At 43.0% G+C, this 14,224-nt stretch carries 13 protein-coding genes and 1 pseudogene; 2 read left to right on the top strand and 12 right to left on the bottom strand.

Annotated elements, in window-relative coordinates:
* Window positions 1–86: 86 nt before the first annotated feature.
* Window positions 87–1,109 (bottom strand): GerMN domain-containing protein, encoded by a 1,023-nt coding sequence (locus GWP43_RS05695; protein WP_162663357.1) that lies wholly within the window; start codon window positions 1,107–1,109, stop codon window positions 87–89.
* A gap of 160 nt (window positions 1,110–1,269) precedes the next feature.
* Here GWP43_RS05695 and GWP43_RS05690 point away from each other — a divergent pair, with 160 nt between their 5' ends.
* Window positions 1,270–1,989 carry a helix-turn-helix domain-containing protein gene (locus GWP43_RS05690; protein ID WP_230978090.1) on the top strand — a complete coding sequence of 240 codons (720 nt, stop codon included), beginning with the start codon at window positions 1,270–1,272 and terminating at the stop codon, window positions 1,987–1,989.
* A gap of 97 nt (window positions 1,990–2,086) precedes the next feature.
* Here GWP43_RS05690 and GWP43_RS05685 read toward each other — a convergent pair whose 3' ends face one another.
* The 9 genes and pseudogenes from GWP43_RS05685 to GWP43_RS05645 all read right to left on the bottom strand — a co-directional run bounded on the left by GWP43_RS05685 (window position 2,087) and on the right by GWP43_RS05645 (window position 10,907).
* Window positions 2,087–2,524, bottom strand: a complete 438-nt coding sequence (locus GWP43_RS05685) for a response regulator (protein ID WP_162663356.1) — start codon at window positions 2,522–2,524, stop codon at window positions 2,087–2,089.
* Between the two features lie 12 nt (window positions 2,525–2,536).
* Entirely contained in the window at window positions 2,537–3,001 is a 465-nt protein-coding gene (locus tag GWP43_RS05680) for a chemotaxis protein CheX (RefSeq protein ID WP_162663355.1), read from the bottom strand.
* A 169-nt stretch (window positions 3,002–3,170) separates the two neighbouring features.
* Window positions 3,171–4,508, bottom strand: coding sequence for a CheR family methyltransferase (locus GWP43_RS05675; protein ID WP_162664753.1), 1,338 nt, complete (start codon window positions 4,506–4,508; stop codon window positions 3,171–3,173).
* Window positions 4,509–4,525: 17 nt separating this feature from the next.
* On the bottom strand, window positions 4,526–6,949 hold the full coding sequence (locus GWP43_RS05670; protein WP_162663354.1) for a chemotaxis protein CheA: 2,424 nt from the start codon (window positions 6,947–6,949) through the stop codon (window positions 4,526–4,528).
* A gap of 136 nt (window positions 6,950–7,085) precedes the next feature.
* Entirely contained in the window at window positions 7,086–7,559 is a 474-nt protein-coding gene (gene grdA, locus GWP43_RS05665) for a glycine/sarcosine/betaine reductase complex selenoprotein A (RefSeq protein ID WP_162663353.1), read from the bottom strand.
* Between the two features lie 113 nt (window positions 7,560–7,672).
* A complete protein-coding gene (gene trxA / locus GWP43_RS05660; RefSeq protein WP_016524044.1) occupies window positions 7,673–7,990 on the bottom strand; it encodes a thioredoxin TrxA in 318 nt (105 codons plus the stop codon).
* Window positions 7,991–8,046: 56 nt separating this feature from the next.
* A pseudogene (gene trxB / locus GWP43_RS05655) lies at window positions 8,047–9,001 on the bottom strand (thioredoxin-disulfide reductase).
* Between the two features lie 93 nt (window positions 9,002–9,094).
* Window positions 9,095–9,685 carry a hypothetical protein gene (locus tag GWP43_RS05650; protein WP_162663352.1) on the bottom strand — a complete coding sequence of 197 codons (591 nt, stop codon included), beginning with the start codon at window positions 9,683–9,685 and terminating at the stop codon, window positions 9,095–9,097.
* Window positions 9,686–9,827: 142 nt separating this feature from the next.
* Window positions 9,828–10,907 carry a leucine-rich repeat protein gene (locus GWP43_RS05645; protein ID WP_162663351.1) on the bottom strand — a complete coding sequence of 360 codons (1,080 nt, stop codon included), beginning with the start codon at window positions 10,905–10,907 and terminating at the stop codon, window positions 9,828–9,830.
* 294 nt (window positions 10,908–11,201) lie between these two features.
* Here GWP43_RS05645 and GWP43_RS05640 point away from each other — a divergent pair, with 294 nt between their 5' ends.
* Window positions 11,202–11,819 (top strand): DUF4143 domain-containing protein, encoded by a 618-nt coding sequence (locus tag GWP43_RS05640; RefSeq protein WP_230978089.1) that lies wholly within the window; start codon window positions 11,202–11,204, stop codon window positions 11,817–11,819.
* Window positions 11,820–11,916: 97 nt separating this feature from the next.
* Here GWP43_RS05640 and GWP43_RS05635 read toward each other — a convergent pair whose 3' ends face one another.
* Together GWP43_RS05635 and GWP43_RS05630 are read right to left on the bottom strand one after the other, a co-directional pair.
* Window positions 11,917–12,801 (bottom strand): sugar ABC transporter permease, encoded by an 885-nt coding sequence (locus tag GWP43_RS05635; RefSeq protein WP_016524050.1) that lies wholly within the window; start codon window positions 12,799–12,801, stop codon window positions 11,917–11,919.
* Window positions 12,801–14,183, bottom strand: coding sequence for a carbohydrate ABC transporter permease (locus GWP43_RS05630; RefSeq protein WP_162663350.1), 1,383 nt, complete (start codon window positions 14,181–14,183; stop codon window positions 12,801–12,803). Before GWP43_RS05630 ends, GWP43_RS05635 begins: the two co-directional genes overlap by 1 nt.
* Window positions 14,184–14,224: the final 41 nt, after the last annotated feature.

Below are 14,224 nucleotides of genomic sequence, written 5' to 3'. Positions count from 1 at the left end.
CTCCAATATCGGCATAAAGTCCCCTTCGGTAAACCGCAAGGCATCTCCAAAGCTCCGTTTTTTAAAAGACACACGGGGGATTCAAGTTAGAAAGAGGTACGCGAAAGCGGCGAGCCGATCCAAACGCCCTCTGCGCCAAGATACTCTTTTTTTTGTCCTTCAATCAGAAACTGTACCGATTTTACGGTTGAAAATTCAGTAGCGGTGAATACCACCTGCAAAAGCTGCGCCAACGCCCCGTCGATACCATACTGATTAAACTGGAATTCTTCGCTCACATTGATAAAGGCGATGCCGTCCTTTACCCATGCGGAACGGAGCTTGGTATCGGGCGGAATAAGCGTCCGTACTCCTTGTTTTAACTCAGCTACAGTAGGAGCGGCAAAAAGAGCTTCGAGTGCATCGCTCATCGGCGCATCGGATTTAGGAAGTAATCGAGTTGCACTTTTCGGAACAAGCTTTCCGTCCGCATCTACCCGAACCCAGTATATGACAGCCTTTCTTACTGCCGCCGACCGGTTTTGAGCGGTTTCCGGCTTTGCCGATGGGCTTGATGGAGTTACAGTAGGTTTTTGAACCGGCGAAGAAGCGGGTGTTGATTGTTGTGCTGTCGTAGCAGTGCTGCGCTGCGACGAAGAATGTTCGTCAGCCGGTTTTTGTGTTACCGAACCCGGCGCAGCTGTTTGTCCGCTGTTTTGTTGCGAATTGCCCCTGCTATTATTTTCAGGCTGAGGCTTTTTTATTTGCTCATTGTTACGGACATGTGAGCTTTCATTCCTTTGCGGTGCAGCCGACTCCGACTGTTTATCGTCGCTTTGCTGTTGTGAGGGAGCTTCGTTTTTTGCTTCTTGCTCGGGTTCCTTACTACCGTCTCCTTTTACAGGAGCGTTATCGCCACCCTCTTCTTTAGATTGAAGCCCAAGGATCGCCTGTGAAGCGTCTTGCATTTTTTCGGTTTTATCTTTTAAGAATATACTTTTCGCATTTGTTTTTTCTAAAACAAAAGAAATCGTGTCTTTATTCAAGAAAAAAAGCACGGCAATCAATAAAATAAATACAATCCAAAAAAGACAACCGAGCGATATTTTTCTTCTTTTACGTTTTGCCATGAGATATATCATACGATACTTTACAGGCAGTATGCAAGACCTCTCTTATTCTGTGATATTTATTTGCTTCGCCTGATGCGTTTACCCGTCTACTAGAAAAATACGCGAAATTTTAGACATAATTTTGCACAGCAAAAAAGCTTCGACAATTCTCCGATAAATGATTGAGCCATATCAATACTTAGCCGAAAATAAAAATATGAGAGTGCTTTTATATGATCAAGATATACAAAGAAATAAAAGTCTCCACCGGTATCTCGAAGATGCCAATATACAAGTTACGGCAGCCTATTGCTTAAAGGATTTTCTTTCAAAATTTGAAAAGCCATCGCTTAAAATTTTACTTATCGAACACAGCAGAATACAGCATTATAATATTGATATCGAAGCCCTACTTGAACAATTAGGCTTAACTTTTACCGTTATCGATTATACCGAAACGGAAACAACGTTCGATTTTTCCGTCCATTACCTATCATCATATTATTATTTTCCATTTACAACCGAAAAAGATAAGGAATTGATTAAAAAAGTAAAAAAGAGGCTTCGAAAGTATAAAAAGCAAAAAGAGAAATCTGCATCGCAAACAGAACATCAAGCTATCAATGCTTATTCTGCCAATGCGAGCAGCGTCAATCAAGTCATGGAACATTTTACAAAAAAACAAAGGCAACTAATTACAAGGTTATTAGAAAAGAAAGATGGAATAAACGTAGAAGAGATTATTGAATTATTAAATGCAAAAACAGTTAAGAATAGTCAGAACTATGCACAAACGCACATCTATCGACTTAGAAATAAGCTCAATCGCCTACTCGGAGATGAATACATTATTTCCTATAAAGATCACACTTATCAACTGCTTTGTATCCATAAATGATAACCATTGTAAGCAACCACTTTATACCACAGAAAACTGCAAAAACAATATCTTACCGTAGAAAGAGTTCAATCCACGGTAAGATCAAAAACTTTCATTATTTCGATAAAACGGCAGCGATGCGCTCAAGAACCTTTTTGCGATCGAGCGGTTTAACAATGTAGTTTTTTGCTCCAAGCAGCAGAGATTTCTTTACCAACTCTTCTTTTCCGAGTGCGCTAATCATAACAACCTTTGCATTCTTATCAAAAGCCATTATCTGTTCAAGAGCTGTAATACCGTCCATTTTGGGCATCGTAATATCCATTGTGACAAGGTCAACATTCGGACACAACTCTTTATATTTTTCGACACCTTCAAAACCATCGACAGCAGTTGCAATAACTTCGTAACCTTCACTGGTTAAAATCTGGCCGATCTGTTTGGAAACGAAAATAGAATCATCCACCACCAGAACTTTATAAGCTGAACCATCAGCTCTTACACCGCCCGGGGCACGTTCGTTAATAGACGGAAAATCTTGTTTAGAAATCATAGCCTACTCCTCTTAAGCTCTGTCGCGAATAGCAACGTTTATTTCAACTTTACCTTGCGCCGTTTCCATCGGTACAATCAGTGCTTCAATATCACTGCTCGATATTGACATATTATCACCGGTGAAAAGAGCAGGCGGGGTTAAATCGAATTTAAACCCGAGATCATGCAGTTTTGTCACTGCTTGTGCGGTAATGAGATTCGCAAGTTCCGTGATCGTCGCACGCCCCAGTTCATCAAATTCGGTGAACTCTTCTTGATTCATCGCCGATGCGATCTTTAATGCTGTTTCCGGGGTCATATCAAAAATAACCCGCCCTTCAACATCACCGGCCAAACCTACAATTGCCGCAACGCCCATCACAGGCATACAAGTAGATTTCAAATACAAGTCACCGCGTTTAATTTCACCGCCAAGTACTTGCACTAAGATGTTATAGGCAGCTTCACTAAACGGATTGATATACTCTACACGCATCAAAATCTCCTTTCGAAAAAAATTAAACGAACAATAACATCCGTTACGGTACGAGGTCCGTTTTCAGTTTGATACAAACTGCGCATGGCGACCGTTTATTCAACGATTGCCAGCCCTCTGTTTATCAATAATCGAAAATCTATATTGATTTTCGATTATCCGCTACAACCTACTCTCGCGAGAAAGTAGTTATATCCCCCATCACTTGCCGCATCCATCCGCTCTGTTTTGGCATCATTTCATTTGCACCTAAAATAACGACGCCGGTTGTTTTCAGCTTATCCCTGAATTCTTCCAATAAGATGCTTTGCTTTTCCGCTTTAATAAACGATAACACGTCTCGAGCGAGGATAAGGTCGACATCCGGCACCGTATTTTGATGCAAACAATCATGGTATTCAAACAAAATCATATCTTTTATTTCTTGGTTGAAGCTATATGAATCATTCACTCCTTTAACCAAATACGGCTTAAATCTATTAATCACCTGCTCTTCAGGAACAGTCAACATCGGCGCATTGGAAATAGCCAAAAGATCGGCATCATTTGCATAAATTCTAATGGTAGCACGCGGATATTTCTGCTTTAACAGGACGGCAAGACTGTATGTCTCGTATCCCGAATCGCAACCGACGTTCCAAACGGTAATAATTTTAGCATCATTATCGGGCAAGGCAGCCAATACCGAATTCATATACGCATCAGACCAAAAGCGCCGCGTATTAGGCGAAAGGAAGTTACTCAAAAACTCCCGAGCTTGATCTTCAGATTGTATTTGGATGCTCGAGGCAACGCGCATATCCCGCCATTCGTAATATCGCTTTTCCAGCCATGCACTATTGACGGGAGAAGGATAAAATTGACCGAGAGCAGCAAGCGTATCACCAATAAAGCGGATATCAAGCGCATCATTTGACTGAGCAACATCTGCCACACCGATCTTTGAAGAATCATCGGCTGGCAGAGCCTCACTTTCGACAACTGTTGCTTTTGTTTCCGTTACGGTACGGGAAGCGAAAATACGATCGACATCCAACAAAATATACAATTGTCCGGAATTTTCTACAACACCATAAATATATTTAATATTTATATCACCAAAAATAGGATGCGGCGGTTGAATAGTATTTTTTGAAACGCCGACTACTTTATCGATTCGATCAACGACGATACCAAAAGTTTGATCATCAACGTTAATGATAACCATACTCTCAATAGTATCTTTTGCGCGCTGCTTAATCGGAATATTGAAAAAAATACGTAAGTCAATAATTGGAATAATATCACCACGAAGGTTATATACTCCAAGTACAAAAGGCGCAGTATTCGGTACATATGTGAAATTATTTGCCTTTGCAATCTCTTTTACTTTCATAATATCGATCGCATAATCTTTCTCTGCAAGGGAAAAAGTTATCATCTTAAAATCGATAATTGAAAGAGGTTCACTTACATACTCGTCTTGCAGTTCCTCATTTATACTTGTATTCAACTCGGTTTTTTCCATAGTCATTTAATCCCCTTTTACCAGATAGAAGCCTCGCGACGTTCACGAGCATGCATTTCTTGTTTTAAGCCCAAATCAAGCAATTGCCCGACATCGATAATCAACGAAACTGACCCATCCCCCAAGATTGATGCACCGGCAATTCCCGGAGAATTGGTAAACTGATCTTTCAAAGGCTTAATAACGACATCTTCTTCACCAATGAGACTATCGACCATCAATCCGACTTTCTTTTCGGCGGTTCCGACAATAACGATATAGTGATGACCATCATCACCCTTTTCTGCTGAAGGAACACCGAATAGTCTATTCAGACGCAACAAACTAATAACTTCATTACGCACATTAAATACTTCATAGCTATCAATGCGGTTAATTTCTTCGCTGCGCACACGATGACTTTCAATAACGGAAGTAATCGGGATGGAATAAACTTCTTCGCCGACCCGTATCAGCAAACCTTGGATAATAGCGAGTGTCAGCGGGAGCTTTATTGTAAAGCGAGTTCCTCTATTTCTTTCCGAAACGACGGTAACAGTTCCGTTGAGTTTTTCGATATGCGTTTTAACAACATCCAGTCCGACGCCACGCCCTGAAACGCTTGAAATTGTCTTTGAGGTCGAAAAGCCCGGTGCAAAGATCAACTGATATGCTTCAACATCGGTGAGGTTCTTACCGGGATGCAAAAGACCTCGTTCAACAGCCTTTGCTTTTACAGCGTCAACATCGATACCCTTACCGTCATCGACAACTTCAATAACGATCATGTTACCTTCATTGCTCGCTCTAAGTAAAAGCGTCCCCTGCTCGGATTTACCCAATGCTTTCCGTTCTTCAGGAGTTTCAATACCATGATCCATAGAGTTACGCACGCAGTGCATAATCGGATCGAGAAGGTCTTCGACAACCGACTTATCCAATTCAGTGTCTTCACCTTCAATTACCAATTGAATACTCTTATTTAATGTTTTTGAAAGATCCCGAACTACACGAGGAAAACGGCTGAAAATCTGACTAATAGGAACCATACGGATTTTCATAACGCCTTCCTGCAGTTCACCGGAAATACGGCCTAAATTCTGTGCGGAAGAACGAAATTTCGTAACTGAATACTTCATAGAGGTTTCGAACTGGCTAAAAAGCTCAAACATACCGGCATAATCTGCAGCCAGTTCTTTTTTAATTGTATTTAAATCTACCCCCTGCTGTATTTTTTCGAGGTAAGACGGAAACTTGTCCAAGAGCTTACGAATCCGGTCTTTATATTCACCGTTTGCATTTTGGAAGAGCGCATAAAGTTCATTAAACTCCATCGCACTTTGATTAAGTGAGGCTTTCGTAATAACCGTCTCGCTGACCAAATTAAGTAAATAGTCGATTCGTTTCGCATCAACGCGCAATACCGATCCCGATGAATGTGCAGCATTTGCAGCTGTAGCCGGAGATTTTTTCGGATGCTCCGCTTCTCCCGTTGCAACAGTAGCAGCTGCAGGCTCAGGCGTTTCATCCTTCGGTTTCGCATCAGCGGCAACAGACCGAGTTTCCGCAGCCGACGGATCGGAGGCAACATCAGCGTTTACACTTTTCGTTTTAGAAGCGCTACCCTCAGCACTGAAGGTTAACTCATCGATTTCTGCGTTAAGCGTTACATCGGGGATATTTGCGATCGACAACAAATCACTTTCACTTGCATCTGATGCAACATAATAAAGAACCTCGGGATGAAATTCATCTTCATAAAGGGCATCAAAATCAGGAATAGTTTTAAGCACCAATGCAGATTGCTTCAATGCAGCAAACACCTGAATACCACCGACAGTATTCATTAAACTTGATTCATCAAATTGTACGCGAATGGCATATACCTTGTTATCGGCTGGAACAGCCTCGCGTAACTCCAGTATTTCATACTCAGAAAGCAACGAGGCAGGATCTGCCGTATTTCCATTATTTGTTGGGGTAGTCTTTGCTTGAGGTTGCACAACCGGTTTGGAAGCTGCCTTCGACTGCGAAGCTTTTGCAGCATTTTTTTTATTTTCTTTGCCCTCAGGTATATTTGACCGCAATTTTGCTACCGTGGCTGATACATCCTGGTTGTATACTTCACCATTAGATCTTGCCGCAAGCATATCTTTGATTATATCCAAAGCATGCAGTAAAAGGTCAATAGTATCCTCTGTGACAGTAACCTTATTTGACCGAATAGCATCAAGTAAGTCTTCTACGGCATGAGTGAAACCGGATAATTCACTCATCTCAACAGTTGCAGAACCGCCTTTCAAAGTATGAGCCGCACGGAAAATCTCATCAATAGCTTCTTTATTGGTAGGATCCTGCTCAATAACAAGGATGTTACTTTCCAACTGCTCTACTTGCTGTTCTGCTTCACTAAAAAAGTCTTTCAACAACTCTTCATTATTGATATCCAGATAATCACTCATAACAATAATTCTAATTGCTTTTCAAGATTAGTCAAGGTCTCATATACGAATTTTATTCTAATTTAAGACTGAGGAAAGTTTACAAAAGCATATCGATTACCGGATCGTAATCGATACGCTTTTATTGTACTATTTTTTACTTTAGAAACTTACAGTATTTCTCACGATATTCTTTGACTTCTGCAATAATTGCGGGAACATCAAGAACCATTTCCATCATACTGATTTGTTCTTCATAGATCTTAGGATCTATTTGATTTTTAATTTCCGGTTCAACCACATGATAACACAAAAGTCCCAACGAGACTCCTGCCAACGGACCTGCAAAAGTAGGATCACCGTTTGTAACGGTTTCACAGGCAAGGCCTGACGATTCTGCTTCGGCACCGCCGAGAAGCACTACCGTGTTCTCGCAACCGTACTTTTCAGCTAAATCTTTAACCCGCTTTTGGTTTTCCAAGTCCATTGCGCCTGCGCTTGTTCAGACGAAGCATTCGGTTGCCGCATAAACAACTTCAGCGCCCGCCGACTCAGCACAAAGCTTTATGGCTTCCCCGGGAATGCCATCGCGATCACCAATAATGATGACCTTTTTGCCTTTTAATTCCATAGCATATCCTCCAAGGAAATTATAGAAATTTCTAAAAATCCGCTTTGATTTTTAGAAACACCCTATATCAGGAGATATTTCCCCGATATTTCATTATTAATAAGTCTAAATTCTTACAGATACTTTTGAAGCGTATCTTCAATCTGTTTGGCGTTTAGACCTTCGCCGGTCAGATGTTCTTTCTTTTCGCCGTCAACGTAAATAAGAATTGAAGGTAGACCGAGCACCTGCTCTTTCATTGCAACTCTGCGTCCGAGACCGATATCAAACGAACAGAACTTTACCTTCCCCGTATAGCGCTCTGCCATTGCATGAACATCAGGCATCAACTGCTTGCATGGCACACAAGACTGAGACCAGAAATCTACCAGCGTAACACCCTTTGATCCATGTACTTCTTGTTCAAATGAATCTTTCGTCAATTCAACCATTTTAGTCCTCCTATACGCCGCCGCTCAGTTTAACGTTGACAAGCGGGGTTCTTACATTATTTTGAAAGCTTTTGACGCGCTTTTATATCGTCGATATAGTTGCCTGCCCAAATTCCGGCGAGAGCGCCGTCCGCTGCTGCAGTAACCACCTGACGGGACTCTTTACGGATAACATCACCGGCGGCATAAATACCCGGCACATTGGTTTCCATTCGCCCGTTGGTAATAATATATCCCGCCTCATCAAGTTTCACCATATCCTTTACCAGTTCAGTCTCGGGATCATGCCCGATAAATATGAATAAACCTTCGGTTTTAAAATCGGAAATTTCTCCGGTTTTCGTATCCCGAAGTTTTAAGTGAGACACAAGTCCGTCGCCGCATACTTCATCTACAACAGCATTCCACTTAAAAGCCATCTTAGGATTGGCAAATGCTTTTTCCTGAATAGACTTAGCTGCCCGCAATTCATCACGGCGATGGATAATGGTTACCTTATCGGCAAACTTTGTCAAATACATTGCTTCTTCAACAGCCGCATCTCCGCCGCCGACAACGGCAATTTCACATTCTTCAAAGAATGCACCGTCGCACGTAGCGCAGTAGGAAACACCCTTTCCACTGAATTCCTTTTCACCTTTACACCCAAGAGTACGAGCGCCGGCACCGGTTGCAATCAAAACGGCAAGACCTTCATAGTCGGTACCGTTGGTTCCATGCACGATATAATGGAGAGAGTCATTGCTCTTTTTCAAGCTTTTCAGCACCCGTATTTACAAATACAACACCGAACTTCTCGGCATGCTTATGGAAAGCTTCACTGAGAGACGGCCCTGTTGCCTCCGGAAAGCCGGGATAGTTTTCAATTTCCTCGGTAATATAACACTGGCCGCCCGTATTCCGTTTTTGTTCCAAAACAACGGTCTTTAATTTTGAACGCGCAGCATAAATTCCGGCTGCCATCCCTGCAGGACCGCCGCCGACAATTATCAAATCATATTTTTCGCTCATTGGTTCCCCCATGATTGCAGCAATTTATCACAAAAAATATCTTTTGGCTAGGTGCAATCAGGATAATCGCAGGAAACGCAGTAGGTAATTGTTTTACACCGATAGCTCTTGCGCGCTTTCAGGTGTGAGGCCTCTTTTATACGTGATATGTCCGTTTTCCTTGAAAAGCCATGTCTTTACGGTATCTTTTGCCCAAAGCTCAAAATCTTTTCTGAAGATACGGTCTATGTCCGTTTCATCTTTGGGGGAAAACGATAATTTGCTATAGTAATGCTCTACCGTTTCTTGCCACGTTTCTTTATCCACTTTTCGTGTGTCATTTATTGATTTGTAAAATTCGGTCAGCGCCGCTTTATTCAGTCCGTCATAAATCAGTTTATAGTACACAGGATTGAGTAAAAAGCAAATTTTGCTTTCGTAACTATAAGCGCTATACTGAGACTTATTCCATTCATATTTATTTGACAGTATTGCCTCTTTGTTTTTCCAAAGATCTTCACGAAACTCCTCTTTCTCCTCCGTTTCGACGGTGCGGCTGACGTGCCAATCTTTTCCAATCTGTTCTACGAGAGTTTTAAACGCCTCTTTGTCGTTCTTTGCGATTGCATTTAAAAGCTCTGCGCGGAACACATGCTTTACCGCAACATTTGCTTCCTCTTCCAAACAAATCATTTCATCACTCATAAAAATACCTCTTTAATATTGTTCTCGCTTACACCGGAACGTTAGCAGTACCGTTGTTGCGGTTATAGACAATCGCAGGGCAACCGCGTATCCCTATTTATTACGGTTCCCCTGCGATGTTTTTAGTTATATGTGCAGCGGATTATTCATCCTTTGCAAACCATTCCGCCTCTGCTTTCATCTTGTCTGCATTATCTTTATAGTCATCCAACGAATCCTCCGGAACCTTAATACTGCCTACGCTTAAGCTGCTGCAGCCGTAAGACGCATAATTAAATTTACCATCGAGGTACTCGCATTTGAGCGTAACGGATGTCAGACTTGTACAGCCGTAAAAGCAGCTGCCCATATTCGTAACACTATCAGGGATGTTCGGTACGTGCTCAAGCTTTGTACAACCGCGAAAGCAGCTGCCCATATCCTTAACACTATTAGGGATGTTCGATACTTGCTCAAGATTTGTACAACCGGCAAAGCAGCCCCACATATCCGTAATACTATCCGGGATGTTCGACACTTGAACAAGATTTGTACAACCTTTAAAGCAGCTTTTCATATCCGTAACACTATCAGGGATGTACGATACTTGAACAAGACTTGTACAACCGTTAAAGCAGCCGGTCATATTCGTAACGTATGGCATTGTGCCGAATTTGAGCGCTACCTTTTTCCGTTTGTTGCTGTTCAGTATTTGCCCGAGCGGGCTTGCACTATCACTAATGAAGTTTCCTTTTACGTCTGGCGCCGTAAGACCGGTTACCTCGATGTAATAGATGCCGTTGGTTTCAGGCTGTGCGGTGGTAAGATGGTTAGGCAAGTCAGCGTATGCGACCGGCGTATATACTATAGGCTTAAACATTACATTGACCGTTGTGTCTGCTATAACCTTCACCTTTGCGGTTGTATCTCCCTGCTGTCCGCCGGCCTGTATTGTACCACCGGTAATTGTCCATGTATCAACTCGATATCCGGGATTTGCAGTCGCGGTAAAGGTAATTTCGGTGCCTTTTGCTACCTTGCCCCCGGCAGGAATAACGGGACTTGCCGTTATAGAACCGTTTGCACCTGCACTCATCGTTATCGTGCAGCCGTCTGTAACCGGCGGTTGTACTTCGCCTCCGTTGCTTACATTCGGCTTACAGCCCAGTACCAAAGCAGCAACCATCAGCGCTGCCGCTGCCAAATTCAAAAATGTAGTATTCTTTTTATGTATGGTTTTCATACGTTTCTCCTTTAAGTTTCTAAAATTCATAATTAGGAAGAAAGAAAATCAGAATTATGCATTCATAATTCTGATTTGATTTCATCCGGTATCGAACCAAACCGCCTGCCGTGAATTGCAGTACAAGGCGGAGTAAAATTTATAACTAATTATGAATTATGAATTATGAATCTAGACCATCTGCAACGTCTTCGTATATACCGCACTTATTCGGTTTAATAATGCAATAAAAATACATTTATTCGGTTGAAAAATGCAGTAAATTATTGAATATTCGGTCGAAAAACGCTATCTTTGACGGAGAGGTACCGTATTTATGGAACGTACGATATTACATCAACTAATCAAATTTTTTCCCGCGTAAAAAAAAGCGCGCGCTCAAAAGATCTTGAAGATGCGCTTGAATGGTTGGTAAACGCAGGTATTGCCTATAAACTGAATATGACGCCAACGCCGGAACTCCCCTTATCGGGAATGGCGGATAACACCTATTTTAAGGTATATATGGCCGATGTCGGGTTGCTCCGTAAAAAATCGAATATCCATTTTAAAACTATTCTTGAAGGAGATTCCGCTTATATACATTTCAAAGGTGCACTGACCGAAAACTACTGCCTTACTCAGCTAAAGTGTCTGGGCATAGAAAGTTATTTTTGGCGGACAAAGGCTGATGCGGAACTTGATTTCTTAACCGATTATGCAGGCGCCGTCGTCCCTATTGAAGTAAAGTCTGCGGATAATACCAAAGCAAAAAGTCTCCAGCTGTTTTGTTCCCGATACGAACCTAAGACAGCGATTAAAACGTCCCTTAAAAATGTGGGTAGTAATGTGATTGGCTCTACCCGTGTGTGGAGCCTTCCGCTGTATACGTTATTCCGCATCAAAGACTATCTAGCGCCTCTCTACAAGTAGCGCCCCGGATATCCCCTACCTGGTTTTAAACTGGGTAATTGGAAATATAATTACGCATCACCAATTACCCATTGCCAATTCTTTGGCCTGCCCTTTTCTATTCTTTTACCGCTCCGGCGGCAAGGGACTTGAGCAGGAATTTCTGCCCTGCCATAAACAGCAGCGTAAACGGCACTGCAACGAGCAGCGCTCCGGCGGCAAACATCGTAAAGTTGTCGTTTGCGCGGCCGTTAATCAGCTCGAAAAGGCCGAGCGCTAAGGTCTTTTTATCGTCGCTGCGCAAAATAAGACGCGGGAAGATAAAGTCCATCCACGGTGCGGTAAAGCTGGTAAGCGCAAGAAACATAATCATCGGCTTTACCATCGGCAGTACGATTTTCACGTATGTGGTAAACGAACCGGCGCCGTCGACATGGGCGGCTTCTTCAACGCTTTTCGGCACCGTATCAAAATAGCCTTTCATCAGCCATACGTTAAAGGGCACACTGCCCGCCGCATATACCAAAAGGAGTCCCCAATGGGTATTTAAGCCGTTTATCTTCCATAATAGCACATACGTTGCAACCATTCCGATAAAGCTTGGGAACATCTGCAGCACAATCATAGAAGCGAGCAGCGGCTTTCGCAGCGGGAACCTAAAACGGGAAAAGATATAGGCGGCGGTTACGCAGACAGCCAAGGTCAAAAGGACATTGAACACCGCAATTTTGAGGGTATTGCCGTACCATTTAACGTAGTTTGTACCGCGTACATCGGTTGTACCTTCGACGATTTTGTCCGCGGGTGTTAAAAGCCGTTTAAACTGATACACCGACGGTTCCTTGGGGATAGGAGAAATGCTTGTTGCCGCCAACGAATTGGTTTTGGTAAAGGCTGCGCCGACCGTAAAGGCAACGGGATAGAGGACAAAGAGCACCGTCGAAATAAGGACGGTATACAGGATAATCAGCACCAGTATGGTACTCAGAGAATGCTTTTTCATTACAGTTCTCCTTCTTTAAACGCCTTGGTATGCGTAAAATTATAGACTGCGAACGGTACCAGCACGACAAACACGAGGATCGAAAGTACCGAGGCAAGGTTGTACAAAGTCGGCGTATCATACGTAAGTTTATAAATCCACGAAATCAACAGGTCGGTTGCGCCCGCCTTTGTCTGAATACTGTCATCAAGATTCGGGCCGCCGGCAGTAAGGAAGAATACCGCACCGAAGTTGTTGATATTGGCGGCAAACTGCATAATGAGAATGGGCATTGTTTGGAACAGTACCAACGGAAGGGTGATGCGGAAGAACTGCTGCAATTTATTCGCGCCGTCAATGGTTGCCGCCTCATAAATATCCGCAGGGATGGCTGTCATATTGCTGGTAATCAATATCATACTATACGGAAAGCCGATCCAAATATTAACCAACAGCATCGTAATCTTTGCCATAAACGGGTCGGAAAGCCACTTAATCGGTTCACTCAAAAGACCGAACTGCATCAGCGACCGGTTGATGGGGCCGAATGTTCCGTTCAAAAGGTTCGCCCAAATGAACAAGCTCAGCATAACCGGAATGGCATACGGCAGGATAAACACGGTTCGGAAGAATTTCGGCAGCTTGATGCGCTTGTCGACAAGGATAACCGCAAAGATCATACCGGTAAAATAACAGGTCGTAGTTGCAAAGAACGCCCAGATAACCGTCCACAGTGCAACGCGCCCGAAAGCGGAGAACCAACTATTCGCCAGCTTGGAATTGAACATCGTGATAAAGTTTTCAAAACCGACCCAGTCGACAAGGTTGTTCGGCGGGATGTGCTTGGGCGATGAGTAATTCGTAAAGGCAACCAGCGCCGAAAAGATGAGCGGCAAAACAGTGAAAAACAGCATCAACAGGATCGCAGGGCTTAGTCCGAGATACGGAAACGCCGATTCGACAAACTTCTTACGGGCTTCCTCAGTAGACGGATAGCGCTGCTTTTCCACGATATAGGCCGCCGTTTTTTTGGCAGTGATCACGTTCGCAACATATACGCCGATAAACACGACGAGTAACAGCACAGTAATAAGACCGCCGATCATCATAAAGATGGAATGATCCTTCATCTTGATAGGGACATTCGGTTTTTCATCTCCGAGTGTGATAAGGCCGATCAGACTCCGCACGATGGGGCCTTTTCCATTGAACTGCATAACCGTCTGATCAAAAAAGATCAAAAATAAGACCGCCAATTCCATCAAAGCGAAAAAGGCGCCGCGCACATATTGCTTTAAATAGAGGATCTGACCGAGCCCCATAAAGCACGTCGATGCGGTTGATGTCTTTTTGATAATTGATTTGTCGATAACGGCAGCGCCTTGTAAGGTCGTTGTAGCCATTAAAACTCCTCCTATAAAAACCTTTGCAGGATGTTTAAACA

Origin of the sequence: Treponema vincentii (genome assembly GCF_010365865.1) — a bacterium.
Classification (GTDB): domain Bacteria; phylum Spirochaetota; class Spirochaetia; order Treponematales; family Treponemataceae; genus Treponema.
This window is presented reverse-complemented; position numbering and strand designations above follow the sequence as displayed.

Bases quoted from the DNA above. Each gene is read 5' to 3' on its own strand.
- GWP43_RS05695 (WP_162663357.1), bottom strand. From the start codon at position 1,109: ATGGCAAAACGTAAAAGAAGAAAAATATCGCTCGGTTGTCTTTTTTGG.
- GWP43_RS05690 (WP_230978090.1), top strand. From the start codon at position 1,270: ATGATTGAGCCATATCAATACTTAGCCGAAAATAAAAATATGAGAGTG.
- GWP43_RS05685 (WP_162663356.1), bottom strand. From the start codon at position 2,524: ATGATTTCTAAACAAGATTTTCCGTCTATTAACGAACGTGCCCCGGGC.
- GWP43_RS05680 (WP_162663355.1), bottom strand. From the start codon at position 3,001: ATGCGTGTAGAGTATATCAATCCGTTTAGTGAAGCTGCCTATAACATC.
- GWP43_RS05675 (WP_162664753.1), bottom strand. From the start codon at position 4,508: ATGGAAAAAACCGAGTTGAATACAAGTATAAATGAGGAACTGCAAGAC.
- GWP43_RS05670 (WP_162663354.1), bottom strand. From the start codon at position 6,949: ATGAGTGATTATCTGGATATCAATAATGAAGAGTTGTTGAAAGACTTT.
- trxA (WP_016524044.1), bottom strand. From the start codon at position 7,990: ATGGTTGAATTGACGAAAGATTCATTTGAACAAGAAGTACATGGATCA.
- GWP43_RS05650 (WP_162663352.1), bottom strand. From the start codon at position 9,685: ATGAGTGATGAAATGATTTGTTTGGAAGAGGAAGCAAATGTTGCGGTA.
- GWP43_RS05645 (WP_162663351.1), bottom strand. From the start codon at position 10,907: ATGAAAACCATACATAAAAAGAATACTACATTTTTGAATTTGGCAGCG.
- GWP43_RS05635 (WP_016524050.1), bottom strand. From the start codon at position 12,801: ATGAAAAAGCATTCTCTGAGTACCATACTGGTGCTGATTATCCTGTAT.
- GWP43_RS05630 (WP_162663350.1), bottom strand. From the start codon at position 14,183: ATGGCTACAACGACCTTACAAGGCGCTGCCGTTATCGACAAATCAATT.